Source organism: Paenibacillus bouchesdurhonensis, assembly GCF_900155685.1.
Lineage (GTDB): Bacteria > Bacillota > Bacilli > Paenibacillales > Paenibacillaceae > Fontibacillus > Fontibacillus bouchesdurhonensis.
This window is the reverse complement of sequence record NZ_LT732548.1, coordinates 375,830-388,897: the sequence shown is the minus strand read 5'-3', so window position 1 is coordinate 388,897 and position 13,068 is coordinate 375,830. Positions and strand designations below refer to the sequence as shown.

Genomic DNA, 13,068 nt, shown 5'->3' with positions numbered 1-13,068 from the left:
ACAGAGTGTATAGAAATGGCTGCTCTCTTGTCTGTAGAAAATACGATACGAAAAAGAGGTGCGATATGTTCAAACTGGGGAGAAAATGGGCTGAAAGATTAGAATTCGGCGTTTTCACGCTACCTGTTCTAATCAGCGTAATAGCCGTATTCTATTATCCGTTTATGATGACGATTCGCTATTCCTTAACGAAGTGGAATGGGATATCCAAAAATCCGAAATTCGTAGGTCTGGACAACTTTAAACAAATTTTTAGCGGGGATGCCAATTTTATGAACGCAAGCTGGTTCACGATTAAGTACGCGATATTGTACATCGTACTCGTGAACGTCCTGGCGATTCTGCTGGCGCTTGTCCTCGACATGAAGATGAAATCCACGACCTGGCTAAGAGCCGCTTTCTTCATTCCGTACATTCTTAGCTTAGTCATCGTTGGTTTCATTTGGAAATTTATCTTTATGCAAGGCTTCGAATCGCTCGGAGCGAGCACGGGCTGGGGCATATTCCAGCTGAGCTGGCTCGGGGAGCCAAACCTGGCCTTCATATCCGTTCTGCTCGTTTCGATTTGGCAGTCGGTCGGTTTCTATCTCGTCATTTACATCGCCGGCCTGCAATCGGTGCCGGACGACATGAAGGAAGCAGCTACGGTAGACGGGGCTGGCCCTGTACGCCGGTTCTTCAGCATCACGCTCCCTTTGCTGGCCCCTTCCATCACAATTTCCGTGTTTATGGCGCTGACGAACTCGATCAAAGTATTCGATGTCATCCTGTCCCTCACGGGCGGCGGCCCTGGCGGTACAACCTACAGCGTCGCATACGATATTTATCGGGATACGTTCCAGAACAACCTATACGGATATGGTACAGCCAAGGCGCTCATTCTGTTCGTTGCCGTGCTGATCATTACCGTGATTCAATTGACGATCTTCAAACGCAGGGAGGTTGAGGCATAATGAAGAGCAGAAAGGCAGGACGCATCGTCTTTGAAGTATTCATGGTCATCCTCTCGCTGCTGTTCTTGTATCCGTTGTTCTTGACCATCATTAACTCTTTGAAGAGCTTCTCCGAAGTCATGACAGACGTGATCGCTCTTCCAAAAAGTTTGGCATTCGAGAACTACAGCTACGTGTGGAAATACATTAACTATCCGAGATTGTTCCTGAACAATACCGTAATTACCGTGCTTGGTCTGGCCGGGATCATCCTGATCTCCTCCATCGCGGCATACAAGCTGGCCAGAACGAAGTCTAAGACGAGCAATCTGATTTATTTCATTTGTATCATGCCGATGCTGATCCCGTTCCAATCGATCATGCTGTCCGTGCTGCAAATGGCGAAGGGCTTCCATCTTTCAGACAGCACCTGGGGGCTTGGCATCCTGTATTGGGGCTTTGGCGCACCGCTGGCCATGTTCATTTACCACGGGTTCGTCAAGGGGATTCCCAATGAGATCGACGAGAGCGCAACGATTGACGGCGCTTCCGGTTTCCGCCTGTTCTTCCGGGTCATCTTCCCACTGCTGAAATCGGTAACGACTACGATCGTTATTATCGACGTCATGTGGATCTGGAACGACTTCCTGCTTCCACTTCTGATGGTTAACGGCTCACCGAGCACGAAAACATTGACGCTGGCCGCCTATACTTTCGTAGGACAGTACACCTCAGACTGGCAATATGCCATGACAGCCATGGTTATGGCCGTGCTGCCATCCATCATCGTGTTCATGTTCCTGCAGAAGCACATTGTTAAAGGCGTTGTGGCTGGGGCGGTAAAAGGCTAAACAATCAATCTGTGCAAGGCATATAAAGAACGCCGGGTTCTGCGGTTTAACTCCGCTACCCGGCGCTTTTCTCTTGCTGCTTCCAGCTATCTCTTCTTATTATTAATGATCCCCGCCTGGAAGTTGAGAAGGCTGATCATTTCCTCTGTATTCTGATGAATGCCATCACTGTGCATATGATTTTCCAGACGACTCGTATGGTTAGTTAAAGGGGTCGATTCAGCATCCTCCTGAAGCTCGCTAATTAATATTCGCGTACCGTCCGCTTTCACTAAATATTGCCTAATATAGCCGCCCTCCCGGCTGGTTACTAGCTTTCCGGAATGATCATCCTTCTTCTGCTCTTCATCTGCCTTCGATTCCTCTAAGGCAAATTTATATTCTAAGAGGGCTTGGCTCCTATTCTGCGCCTTTGGAGAAACAGCGTTATAATTGTGTCCTATACTGGGCCCGCAAGAAATATGCATAATTTAACCTCACCTCTTTTTTTTAAAATATCACCAAAACGCTCCTAACCTGTATATCGGTAGGATTTTGAGATTTTTTAGCATAATAACTGGTGAAGTTCCTAGTTCTACTCTTCTTGGCATCCTGCCACACCGCTTTCATGCAGGCATCCGGTTTGATACAATTCAATGAGTAATGAAAATGACGAAAAGAGGCTGATTCCTGTGAGAGACGAAATCATCAACAGATTTACCTCCTATGTCCGCATCGATACGCAGTCCAATGAAGACAACGAGATTTGCCCGTCTACTCCCGGTCAACTCACTTTGGCCAGGCAGCTGGTTCAAGAGCTGCAAGAGATCGGCATGGAGGATGCCAGCATGGACGACAATGGTTATGTTATGGCCACCCTTCCCGGCAACACGATAAAGGACGTGCCAGTCATCGGCTTTCTCGCTCATCTGGATACGGCTACCGAGTTCTCGGGCGCTGATGTCAAGCCGCAAATTGTAGAGAGCTACGACGGCGGTGACATTCTACTGAATGAAGCCGGAAATATCGTGTTATCCCCAAGAGAGTTTCCTGAGCTACATAAATACAAAGGCCATACGCTGATTACGACCGATGGCACCACCCTGCTCGGCGCCGACGACAAGGCGGGAATTGCCGAAATTATGACTGCCATGGCTTATTTGATTAATCACCCTGAAATTAAGCACGGTACAATCCGAGTAGCCTTTACACCGGATGAGGAGATCGGAAGAGGCCCCGAGCGCTTCGATGTAACTGCCTTCGGTGCCGAATTTGCCTATACGGTGGACGGCGGCCCGTTGGGCGAACTGGAATATGAAAGCTTCAATGCCGCTACTGCCAAAATAACGTGCAAAGGGGTTAATGTACACCCGGGAACTGCCAAGGGCAAAATGATCAATTCGGCTAAAATCGCCATGGAATTTCATGCCCAGCTTCCGGCGGGAGAAGCGCCTGAGCATACCGAGGGCTACGAAGGTTTCTACCACCTCTCCTCGATTAAGGGAGATGTGGAGCAAACCCGGCTGCAGTATCTCATTCGCGATTTTGACCGCCAGCATTTTGAAGCCCGCAAGGCAAAGATAGAGAGCATTGTCCATGACTTAAAGGCAAAGTACGGTCAAGATAAGCTTGTCCTCGATATTCGGGACGAGTATTACAATATGCGTGAGAAGATCGAACCTTCCATGGATATCGTGCACGTGGCCGCCAAGGTTATGAAGGGCCTGGGGATTGAGCCGATCATGACTCCGATCCGAGGCGGTACCGATGGATCACAGCTGTCCTATATGGGACTGCCGACGCCTAATCTATTTACTGGCGGCGAGAACTACCACGGCAGATTCGAGTACATCTCAGTAGACAATATGATTAAGGCAACCGAGGTCATTATCGGCATTGTCCGACAATTTGAGGAGCAAGCGCAGTCGTAAGCAGGCTGCGCTTTTGCGTGCAGGGAAACTTTATTCCTGCAAAGCACTTTAATTTTTATGCAAAAAGAGATATTCTGAATGTTCAACCGAAATATGAGCCGAGACTATAACGGGAGGTACTCCATGAAAATCAGGGTATCCGCAGTACAATATCATCTTCATACAATTCGCTCGTTCGAGGAATTCGCCGACCAATGCCGGCATTATGTAAGAACGGCAGCGGAATACGACGCTGAATTCATTCTGTTTCCCGAATTTTTCACCACGCAATTAATGTCGATCGGAAACGAACGGGGACAGGCGCTGAGCATTAACGAGCTTCCCGACTTTACGGAGCAGTACTTGGAGCTGTTCACAGCGCTGGCTAGAGAGAGCCGCACCCATATCATCGGGGGGACTCATGTCGTGCGGAAAGCCGGGAAGCTGTACAACTCGGCGCATCTCTTCTATCCGGACGGCAGAATCGGAGAACAGCCCAAGCTGCATATCACACCAACGGAAGTGAAGGAATGGAATATGAGTGCGGGCGAAGGGCTTCAAGTTTTTGAAACGGACAAGGGAATGATTGCCATGCTGACTTGCTATGATATTGAGTTCCCAGAAATCGTGCGGATGGCCAAAGCCAAGGGCGCAGATGTAATTTTTTGCCCTTCCTGCACCGACGACCGCCACGGATTCCACCGCGTCCGCTATACGAGCCATGCTCGGACGATCGAGAATCAAATCTATGTCGTCCTGACCGGAACGGTTGGCTCGCTGCCGACGGTAGACTTCATGCGCGCCAACTTTGGACAAGCAGCCATTATTTCACCAAATGATATTCCATTTCCTCCGCGCGGGCTGTTGGCCGAGGGCGAAATCAACCATGACATGATCGTTACGGCTGACCTTGATCTGGAGCTCCTCTATCAAGTGAGAGACAGCGGCTCGGTAACGACCTGGCGAGATCGCCGCACCGATTTGTATACGGATTGGAAGTAGCCCAAATAGCTGCAGCTGGATATTTGCCGTGGAGGAGGCTTGATGATGTATCATAAAGAGCTATATGTATTTGACGGAAGTCACCCTGTACGAGCAGTCATTCGCAATTATGAGCAGCCCGACTTCCCTGGACTGATTGCCATTCAGCAGGAGAGCTTTCCTCCTCCCTTCCCCCCAGAGCTTTGGTGGAATACGGAGCAGCTCGGCAATCACGTCAGACTTTTCCCGGAAGGGGCGCTGTGCATCGAGGTCAATGGGCAGATCGCTGGCTCGATGACCAGCCTGCTCGTAAGCGAAGATAGCGTTCGCCCGGGTCATGCCCATACCTGGGCAGAGGTGACAGACAGCGGATATATCCGCACCCATGACCCTGATGGCAGTACGTTGTATGTTGCTGACATCAGTGTGCAACCCTCTTACCGGAAGCTGGGGCTAGGCAAGTGGCTGATGCTCTCCATGTATGACATCGTCGTTCAGCTCGGGCTGCGCCGGCTGCTTGGGGGAGGGCGAATGCCCGGGTATCATTTGCATGAAGAGCACATGACGGCTGAGGAATACCTTGATGCCGTTGTCAGCGGCAAGTTGAGGGATCCGATCATCACATTCATGCTTCGCTGCGGACGTACGCCGATCGGCGTAGCCGCAAATTATTTAGAAGACGAAGAGTCCTGCCATTACGGGGCGTTGATGGAGTGGCGGAATCCTTTTATAAGATAGAATTTTTACGTATAAGCTAATCTTGAAAATTTGATAATATAGAAGCCGATCAGGAGGTTAAATGAATGGAATATCATCGCATTACGAATATTGAAGATTCCCTCTTCCGAAGCATGCATGAACTGATGCAGGAAGTCTTCCCGCCGGAGGAAGTATTGGAATTCGACCTCTGGAAAGAGCCGCTGGAGGATCCGGGCATTCGTGTCTTTGTTGCGGTGCATGAAGGCAAAGTGGTCGGCGCTACGGAATACCGATATTACGATGATTTTAACGTCGCCATGACGGATTTTACAATTATCGGCCATTCCGGACTTGGCATCGGCCGCTTTCTCGCCAAGAATCGGAGCAGAGATTTAGAGGCGCTGGCTGTAGCAAATGGTGTGAAGCTGCATGGCATGTTCGCAGAAATTTATGATCCCTACCGCGTAGAAGAGCATGAGTTCGGCGGAGTGAAGCCAATGGATCCGTTCGTGCGCCGGGAGGTACTATCGCATCTCGGATATAAGCATCTCGACTTTGAATACGTGCATCCTTCCTGGAACAATGATGGAGAAGCCGTTACGGGTCTGGATCTGTGCTTCCTGCCAACCGATGATAAGCTAGAGCGGCTGTCAGCCGAGCTGATCGTAAGCTTCTTGAAGCGTTATTATGCGGTGCTGCCTAACCGGCCGCAGTCCTGGTACGACATGGTGAAGCGTTTGGAAGACCAAACGGACGTAGCCTTGCTCCCTTTGTAACCGCGGGCCTACTAACAGCCTCGCATCGTTCGGGCGCTAAGCCTGTCAGTATATCGATAATCTATCGGTATATGGTCAGACATACGCAAGACCCGTTCCATCGTATCGTCAGATACGCAAGGAACGGGTCTTTTTTTAGATGCATTCTATCGAATTCCACCAAGCCCTCTACCAAGGTATCCCAGTGTAAGGACTACAGCGTTAATCCCCCATCTACAGTAATTAGTGATCCCGTCATGTAGCTGGATGCGGGCGATGCCATGAATGCAACCACTCCGGCAATTTCCTCGGGTTCTGCCGGACGGCCCATACGCATATTCGATATCTCCTCCGGCACATAACCGCCCTCTTGAAATGATTTCGCTACGTTTTCGGTTAGCGGGGTTCTCACGCCTCCCGGACAAATTGCGTTGATGCGGATGCCCTGCTTCACATATTCCATGGCAGCCGATTTGGTCAGCCCGACAACCGCATGCTTCGTCGCCGAATATATGCTGGCGCTATGCTCGCTGCGAATTCCAGCCGTTGATGCCGTATTCAGGATATGACCGCTGCCCTGCTTCTCCATCACTTTCAGCACATATTTCATGCCAAGGAAGACGCCCTTCATGTTCACCGCGACAAGACGATCGAACTCGGCCTCCTCAACATCTGCTGTTTTCGCAAATTTTTGGACGACCCCGGCGTTGTTGTAGAAGAAATCGATACGTCCATATGCCTCCACCGCTTGATTGACATAGTTCTGCACGTCTTCGCTGTTCGTTACATTGGCTTGGACAAAAATCCCTTCCCCGCCCTGCGCTTTCACGAGCTGCAGCGTCTCTTCCCCTGTCTCTGCATTGAAATCAACGAGAACAACCTTGTAGTTCTCTGCCAACTTAAGGCTGCTGACGCGGCCAATTCCGCTTCCTGCGCCTGTAATGACAGCTACCTGTTCTAATTTTGACATGAATGACACTCTCCTTCAGGAAGATATTCTTAGTTAGTATGAGCTTGTCTTGTACTCTTCATATCCTACAAAGAAATAAGTCTTGATTTTACTTGGCTACGTATCCACCATCAATCGGCAGCTCGATGCCAGTGATATAGGAAGATTCATCCGAGGCTAGGAACAATACACCAGCCGCAATATCCTCGGCCTTTCCCAAGCGTGGTAGCGGCGTCATCGACAGGAACCAGTTCCGCATTTTTTCATCAGCCATCATTTCGACGGTCATTGGCGTTTCAATAAAGCCTGGGTGCACGGAGTTGGCACGAATATTATGCTTCGCAAAGTCAACGGCAGTGGCCTTAGTGAGCATGCGAACCGCTCCTTTACTTGCCGTATAGGGCCCAGATCCGCTTCCGCCCGTCAGCCCCGCAATGGAGGAAATATTAATGATCGAGCCTCCGCCGTTGTTGATCATGTGCGGAATAACATGCTTTTGCCCGAGAAATACACCGGTTACGTTAATGGACATCGTCTTCTCCCACTGCTCGACCGTCAGCTCCAGAAATGGCGTTGCGTTGGAAACCCCCGCATTGTTGACAAGAATATCGACCTTGCCGAATTTCGCTATCGTGCCTTCCACCACGCGAGTCCAATCTTCTTCGGAGGCTACGTTATGAGCAAAGCCGATCGCCTCTCCGCCGTTCTGTTCAATTTCCCGGACAACCTCCTGAATTTTATCCTCCTGAATGTCCGAAATGGCCACCTTAGCCCCTTCCTTGGCAAAAAGTAGCGCATCAGCCTTTCCCATTCCTCCAGCCGCACCTGTAATGATTGCTACTTTATTCTCTAATCTGCCCATAGTCTCATCCTCCTGTTATTCATCTCATAATTTCTTGCCGATCTTGCCGATCGGCAGCAAATTCGTTATTTTCTCATGAGCACTTAACAATGTATCGAGCTCTTGCTCCGTTAAGCTGTCCCATATCGGCTTGGTCAACTCCCGATACCTTCCGAGCATTCTAGCCATGACCTCGCGCCCTTGCTCTGTCAGCCGCAGATACACACTTCGCCGATCCGTATCCGGCGTAATCCGTTCAATATATCCTTTGTTAACTAGTTTCTTGCTTAGATTCGTGATCGCCGGCAGCGTAACGTCCAACTCATCCGCCAGCTCCGAACAGCTTTTCAGCTCATTCTCGGCCAAAATCTGAATAATCAAATACTGGGGCGCCGTCAAATCATCCTCGAGCATCTTGGCATATCCGACAACAAAGCGGCTCATATACCCGGAAATCATAGCCGACAAGCGTTCCTGCTTATTCAGCGTCCATCACCTCTATTTGTATTTATCATAAATTTAATTAGAAGATAATAATACTTTAATGCATTTAACTATCACATTTTTATCTTAAATCTTAGTCAATAAAGAGTCAACCTGACCACCTATAAATTCCCTTATGTATTTTGCGTCATCTATTCCACCGTTTACCAACCGCAAAAAAAGCCTCCCTAGAGACTATGTCCCAAGGAGGCTCCTATGATACAGCATGTACAATAAATTATAGTGTAATTACCGCATGATCGCCCCATTCTGCTGGCAACAACCTGGCATAATGCGGCTGCAGGTAGCGGTCATCTACCAGAACAAGCAATCCGGTGTCCTGCTCAGAACGAATAAGTCGTCCTCCCGCCTGCAATACCTTGTTCATCCCCGGGAATACATAGGCATAGTCAAAGCCGTTTCTCCCCGTCTGGTCAAAATAATCCCGGATGATATTCCGTTCGAGGCCGATTTGCGGCAGACCTACGCCCACAATGACTACTCCTGTTAAACGACTGCCAACCAAGTCGATGCCTTCCGAGAATATCCCGCCCATAACAGCGAACCCCACCAACGTTCCACCAGATTCACCTTCCTCAAAAGCTGCTAAAAAATTTTCTCGTTCCTCCTCCGTCATATCGCCATGCTGCAAAATCGATTCTACCTGAGGAATTCCGGCGATAAAGCGTTCATAGACCATATTCATATAGGCATACGAGGGAAAAAAGAATAAATAATTCCCGGATCGCCCCTCCGTTAATTGCAGTAAATATTTTACCAGCGATTCCGACGTCAGTTCGCGATCACGATAGCGCGTCGAAAGGGGCAGCAGAACAACCTCCAATTGCTCTCTGGAGAAGGGGGACGGAATAGACGCTGTATAATCATCACTGTCTGCTCCCAGCATATCTCTGTAGAAACCGATCGGAGACAGCGTGGCCGAAAAATAAATATGCGATCGATATCCCTTGCCCATTTCACGCAGCAAATGAGAGGGGTCTAGGCAAAATAGCCTGATACGCACCTCCTGGTTGGAAATATCCACGTACGTCATATATCGTTCATCATACAGCTTCCCGATTTTTGCGAAATTAACCGCTTCGAAATACGTATCTAGCAGCAGCGATCCCGTTACCGGGGCTGGGCGGCTCGCCCCCGCTGCCAACTCTCGCTCAGCTTGCTGGGTAAATATCTCGATCAACTGCAGCAGCTCCTCTGGAGCCTCGCGCTCAATGACACACTTCTCCTCCGCCTGCTTGCGCCGCCGAATGAAATAAGCGTTCACCGCCTTGGCTGCTTCGGACAGGCCCTTATTCACAGCCTTATACTCCCGCTGCAAAGCGAGAAACACCGACTTGCAAAGCAGGCTGGAGAACATCTCGCGGGAACGATCTACTAAATTATGCGCTTCATCTATAAGCAGTGCAGTCTGGCGCTTCTGCTCGGCAAACTGCCGCTTCAACGAGACCCGAGGATCAAAAATATAATTGTAATCGCAAATCACCGCATCGGCCGCGTAAGCCGCATCCAATGAAAATTCAAACGGACAGACACGATGCTTGCGTGCATATGCCTCCACAACTCCCCGATGAATAAGCGTCTCATGACCGAGCATGTCCAGTATGGCTCCATTTACCCGATTATAGTAGCCGTCAGCATAAATACATTCCTCTTTCCGGCAGTTGACCTGCTCCTGGAAACAGATCTTCTCCTTAGCCGTAATGGTCACCGTGTGAAGATGCAATCCCCCATTTTGCAGCCGGATAAAGGCCTCCTCTGCAGCAGTACGTGTAATCGTCTTAGCCGTGAGATAGAAGAAGCGCTGAAGCAGCCCCGTTCCTATAGCTTTGACAGTCGGATAAATCGTGGACATCGTCTTTCCAATTCCCGTCGGCGCCTGGGCAAACAGCTTAACTCCTTCAGCAATACTGGTATACACCGAGCCTGCCAGCCTTCGCTGTCCTTGCCGATAAACGGGAAAAGGAAACGCCAAGCTCTCGATGCTCGCATCCCGCTTGCTTCGGTGAATTCGCTTCATTTCCACATATGGGGTGTAGTTCTGAAGAACATCGTCAATGAATGCCTCCAATTGCTCGCATGTCATTGTCTGTACGAACTTTTTCTGCTCCTCCGTATCCACCTGAACATAGGTTAGTTGGATGCTCAGTTCGGGTATGTCATAGGTCTTGGCATACATGTACGCGTAGCATTTCGCCTGGGCCCAGTGAACCGGGAATGTATCCGGCGCAATCCCCTCCAGCTCCATCGCCGTGGACTTGATCTCATCGATTGTAATAGCCCCGTTCTCGTCGACTAACAGACCGTCACAGCGTCCATCTATAACGAATATGAACTCACCATGAGGCACTTCCATCGACAGATAGACTTCCTTCTGATCCTGCTCACCGTATTGCTTCTGTATCTTCTGATGCGCTTTCGTGCCTTCCGCCAACGTAGAGACGCTGCGGAAGCCCCCTTCCAAACTACCGCCCCGGAAGACATACTCTACAAGATGGCGAACAGCTACTTCTACCCGATGACTCACGAGCTCACCTACCGATCATTTGAGGAACATTTGTTCTCTATAGTATACCATGTTCAGTAGGAGTTAGTCGTCCAGCCTTCCTATAAAAAAAAGACAGGGGATACCTGTCTGTTAGCTCGAATCTGTTATCGACCGAATCTATTAGTGCAGCATTATTTAACTCTATCAACACGGATATTATAGTTATAAGCATCGATCAGGCGAGACACTTGGGAGAAATAGCTGCTCATCATGTTATTATCAATATTGATGCTCGTATCCCCGGTCTCCAGAATCGCTAGGATATCCGTCGATGCCCCGATCACCTCTTGCAGGGCTGCGTCCAGCTCTGGAAGCGTTGTCCAAGACTCTTGCTTTCTCCGTTTGGCATCTTCCGCATATTCCATGAATTGCTTCGCGTCATCGACCAGCCTGTCGAATAATACCCGATATTCCTCTACGTTATAGTCCAAAATATTCTCGTCATAAATTTCCGCTTCAAAAAAAGCTCTCTCAATATCTTGAGCACGCATAACAACACTTAGCGCATAATAACGGATTAAAAAATCCTGCTCCTTCAGCGTCTCCAAATCCTTCAGCTTTTGCTGAGATGCGATCTCGTCAAAATCATTATAAAATTGATCGGCCAAGGGCTCGTATGTATTATATTGAGCAATAAATTGGCTGTGCAGTTCCTTGCCTCTATGAAATTGATCATTCATGAAGGTTCCTGCACTATAGTAATCGGAGATTTCCCCCATCGTATCCAATAGATCAAGCATGGCGGGTCCTAATTGAATGAGCGCTTCATCTGCAGCACCATATGACGGCTCGCCAGCAGCGCGATCCACTGCCGTATTTACCGTCTTTACAAGTCCATCCAGCCCCGGAACCGAAGTAAAGCTATCGAAGTCTTCACTGATAAAAATTTCTTCACCCATGCCAAATTCATCGGTATAGCTCTCAATAGCTCTATCGAACATTCCGCCCGTCATCACATTGTTCAAATTAATGTAGGCGCTGTATTTGGCGGCTGCATGCTCCTCCTCTATGCTTGCCCCGTTTACGCTTGAACCACCCTTGAACTCGTCGATCAGACTGCAAGAGGTTAGCAGGAAGCAAAATAGTATACTGCATAATATGAGTCGTACCCGTCTCCCCATTATTTTATAGGCCCCCATTCTATTTACCCATCTGCTATATTTATCGGCTAAACTTTGGGGATTTTTTACTAGCATATCCATTCTTGCACAGGATGGACTCATATTATATAAATTGAAACAACAAGCCTCTATTCCTCCCAAAAAAGATCATTCAACGTCTTGGACAAGGTCCTGCAGATCGCTACGCACAAGCTCAAACTAGGATTATATTTCCCCAGCTCGATTAATCCGATCGTCTGCCTAGATACGCCGACTAGCTGAGCGAGCTGCTCTTGAGACAAATCCTTTTCAACTCTGGCCAGCTTCATTCTAATATTCTTCATTCGAGCTCATCCTTGGTCACATTTGTACTGGCTTTATTAGCCGCCATATGAAGGCCGAAGGTCAACAACAGAAATACCGGGACATAGATCATCAAGGAGACTGCAAATACAAGAATGAAGTACCAGAGGGATTGCATCGCCCCATCGGCATATAAAGTTGCGCTGCGGAAGCCGAAAAACAATGCCAGCCCTAAACCAAATATGCTGCCTGCAACAATGTTCTTGGTACTCATTTTAAATTTGCTGCTGCGATCATGAACCTCAACCGCATCCGAATACACTCCAAGGGAAACAGATCGAATCAAATAATACAAACTAGAGGCCAGCATAATGACAATCTCCGTAATTAGCAACCTATCCATGTCCAACACAGCATACTTAACGATGACTGATCCCAAACAGATCAACATAATCAGCATATATATTTCCTTATAGATTTTGTTCTGTGTATTAACGATTCTCTCATCGACTTGCTTACTCTGGCTTGAAACCCACGAAAGCCATCTCATTTCCAGACACCCTCTCTACGTATGTGATAATTATCCTTGCTCTAAATTTACAATAAACACGTCTTTATGTCAAATATATATTTCATTATAGTCGATATAGATGTCAATGATATAAATTTTCAAAATCAAAAAACGCCCTCCCTCGCGCCTAAGCTGCGAAAGAGGACGT

14 protein-coding genes are annotated in these 13,068 nt (G+C 48.6%); 6 read left to right on the top strand and 8 right to left on the bottom strand.

Annotation, left to right across the window (positions count from 1 at the left end; all coding sequences use genetic code 11):
- Nucleotides 1-65: 65 nt before the first annotated feature.
- Together CZ379_RS05945 and CZ379_RS05940 are read left to right on the top strand one after the other, a co-directional pair.
- Nucleotides 66-953 (top strand): carbohydrate ABC transporter permease, encoded by an 888-nt coding sequence (locus CZ379_RS05945; protein WP_110930823.1) that lies wholly within the window; start codon nt 66-68, stop codon nt 951-953.
- Complete coding sequence (locus tag CZ379_RS05940) at nt 953-1,783, top strand: carbohydrate ABC transporter permease (RefSeq protein ID WP_110930822.1); 831 nt, start codon at nt 953-955, stop codon at nt 1,781-1,783. The genes CZ379_RS05945 and CZ379_RS05940 overlap by 1 nt, the downstream gene beginning before the upstream one ends.
- Nucleotides 1,784-1,869: 86 nt before the next feature.
- Here CZ379_RS05940 and CZ379_RS05935 read toward each other — a convergent pair whose 3' ends face one another.
- Nucleotides 1,870-2,250 (bottom strand): hypothetical protein, encoded by a 381-nt coding sequence (locus tag CZ379_RS05935; RefSeq protein ID WP_110930821.1) that lies wholly within the window; start codon nt 2,248-2,250, stop codon nt 1,870-1,872.
- Nucleotides 2,251-2,454: 204 nt separating this feature from the next.
- Here CZ379_RS05935 and pepT point away from each other — a divergent pair, with 204 nt between their 5' ends.
- From pepT to CZ379_RS05915, 4 genes are all read left to right on the top strand, one after another.
- Nucleotides 2,455-3,693, top strand: coding sequence for a peptidase T (gene pepT / locus CZ379_RS05930; protein ID WP_110930820.1), 1,239 nt, complete (start codon nt 2,455-2,457; stop codon nt 3,691-3,693).
- A gap of 123 nt (nt 3,694-3,816) precedes the next feature.
- Nucleotides 3,817-4,674: a carbon-nitrogen hydrolase family protein gene (locus CZ379_RS05925; RefSeq protein ID WP_110930819.1), complete on the top strand. Its 858-nt coding sequence runs from the start codon at nt 3,817-3,819 to the stop codon at nt 4,672-4,674.
- 45 nt (nt 4,675-4,719) lie between these two features.
- Nucleotides 4,720-5,391: a GNAT family N-acetyltransferase gene (locus CZ379_RS05920; protein WP_110930818.1), complete on the top strand. Its 672-nt coding sequence runs from the start codon at nt 4,720-4,722 to the stop codon at nt 5,389-5,391.
- A 65-nt stretch (nt 5,392-5,456) separates the two neighbouring features.
- Nucleotides 5,457-6,128 carry a GNAT family N-acetyltransferase gene (locus tag CZ379_RS05915; protein WP_110930817.1) on the top strand — a complete coding sequence of 224 codons (672 nt, stop codon included), beginning with the start codon at nt 5,457-5,459 and terminating at the stop codon, nt 6,126-6,128.
- A gap of 193 nt (nt 6,129-6,321) precedes the next feature.
- Here the strand turns inward: CZ379_RS05915 and CZ379_RS05910 are convergent, their stop codons facing one another.
- The 7 genes from CZ379_RS05910 to CZ379_RS05880 all read right to left on the bottom strand — a co-directional run bounded on the left by CZ379_RS05910 (nt 6,322) and on the right by CZ379_RS05880 (nt 12,899).
- Nucleotides 6,322-7,077, bottom strand: coding sequence for an SDR family NAD(P)-dependent oxidoreductase (locus tag CZ379_RS05910; RefSeq protein ID WP_110930816.1), 756 nt, complete (start codon nt 7,075-7,077; stop codon nt 6,322-6,324).
- Nucleotides 7,078-7,165: 88 nt separating this feature from the next.
- Entirely contained in the window at nt 7,166-7,918 is a 753-nt protein-coding gene (locus CZ379_RS05905; protein ID WP_110930815.1) for an SDR family NAD(P)-dependent oxidoreductase, read from the bottom strand.
- A 24-nt stretch (nt 7,919-7,942) separates the two neighbouring features.
- Nucleotides 7,943-8,356 carry a MarR family winged helix-turn-helix transcriptional regulator gene (locus tag CZ379_RS05900; protein ID WP_110930814.1) on the bottom strand — a complete coding sequence of 138 codons (414 nt, stop codon included), beginning with the start codon at nt 8,354-8,356 and terminating at the stop codon, nt 7,943-7,945.
- A gap of 262 nt (nt 8,357-8,618) precedes the next feature.
- Nucleotides 8,619-10,925 (bottom strand): ATP-dependent DNA helicase, encoded by a 2,307-nt coding sequence (locus CZ379_RS05895; protein ID WP_110930813.1) that lies wholly within the window; start codon nt 10,923-10,925, stop codon nt 8,619-8,621.
- A gap of 152 nt (nt 10,926-11,077) precedes the next feature.
- Nucleotides 11,078-12,067, bottom strand: a complete 990-nt coding sequence (locus tag CZ379_RS05890) for a DUF3829 domain-containing protein (protein WP_199925488.1) — start codon at nt 12,065-12,067, stop codon at nt 11,078-11,080.
- 128 nt (nt 12,068-12,195) lie between these two features.
- Nucleotides 12,196-12,390: a helix-turn-helix transcriptional regulator gene (locus CZ379_RS05885; protein ID WP_110930811.1), complete on the bottom strand. Its 195-nt coding sequence runs from the start codon at nt 12,388-12,390 to the stop codon at nt 12,196-12,198.
- Entirely contained in the window at nt 12,387-12,899 is a 513-nt protein-coding gene (locus CZ379_RS05880; protein WP_110930810.1) for a DUF6773 family protein, read from the bottom strand. Before CZ379_RS05880 ends, CZ379_RS05885 begins: the two co-directional genes overlap by 4 nt.
- Between the last annotated feature and the right edge of the window lie 169 nt (nt 12,900-13,068).

Coding starts and splice junctions, on each gene's coding strand:
- CZ379_RS05900 (WP_110930814.1), bottom strand. CDS start 8,356: ATGATTTCCGGGTATATGAGCCGCTTTGTTGTCGGATATGCCAAGATG.
- CZ379_RS05890 (WP_199925488.1), bottom strand. CDS start 12,067: ATGGGGAGACGGGTACGACTCATATTATGCAGTATACTATTTTGCTTC.
- CZ379_RS05880 (WP_110930810.1), bottom strand. CDS start 12,899: ATGAGATGGCTTTCGTGGGTTTCAAGCCAGAGTAAGCAAGTCGATGAG.
- CZ379_RS05945 (WP_110930823.1), top strand. CDS start 66: ATGTTCAAACTGGGGAGAAAATGGGCTGAAAGATTAGAATTCGGCGTT.
- CZ379_RS05915 (WP_110930817.1), top strand. CDS start 5,457: ATGGAATATCATCGCATTACGAATATTGAAGATTCCCTCTTCCGAAGC.
- CZ379_RS05885 (WP_110930811.1), bottom strand. CDS start 12,390: ATGAAGAATATTAGAATGAAGCTGGCCAGAGTTGAAAAGGATTTGTCT.
- CZ379_RS05925 (WP_110930819.1), top strand. CDS start 3,817: ATGAAAATCAGGGTATCCGCAGTACAATATCATCTTCATACAATTCGC.
- CZ379_RS05910 (WP_110930816.1), bottom strand. CDS start 7,077: ATGTCAAAATTAGAACAGGTAGCTGTCATTACAGGCGCAGGAAGCGGA.
- CZ379_RS05935 (WP_110930821.1), bottom strand. CDS start 2,250: ATGCATATTTCTTGCGGGCCCAGTATAGGACACAATTATAACGCTGTT.
- CZ379_RS05940 (WP_110930822.1), top strand. CDS start 953: ATGAAGAGCAGAAAGGCAGGACGCATCGTCTTTGAAGTATTCATGGTC.
- CZ379_RS05920 (WP_110930818.1), top strand. CDS start 4,720: ATGTATCATAAAGAGCTATATGTATTTGACGGAAGTCACCCTGTACGA.
- CZ379_RS05905 (WP_110930815.1), bottom strand. CDS start 7,918: ATGGGCAGATTAGAGAATAAAGTAGCAATCATTACAGGTGCGGCTGGA.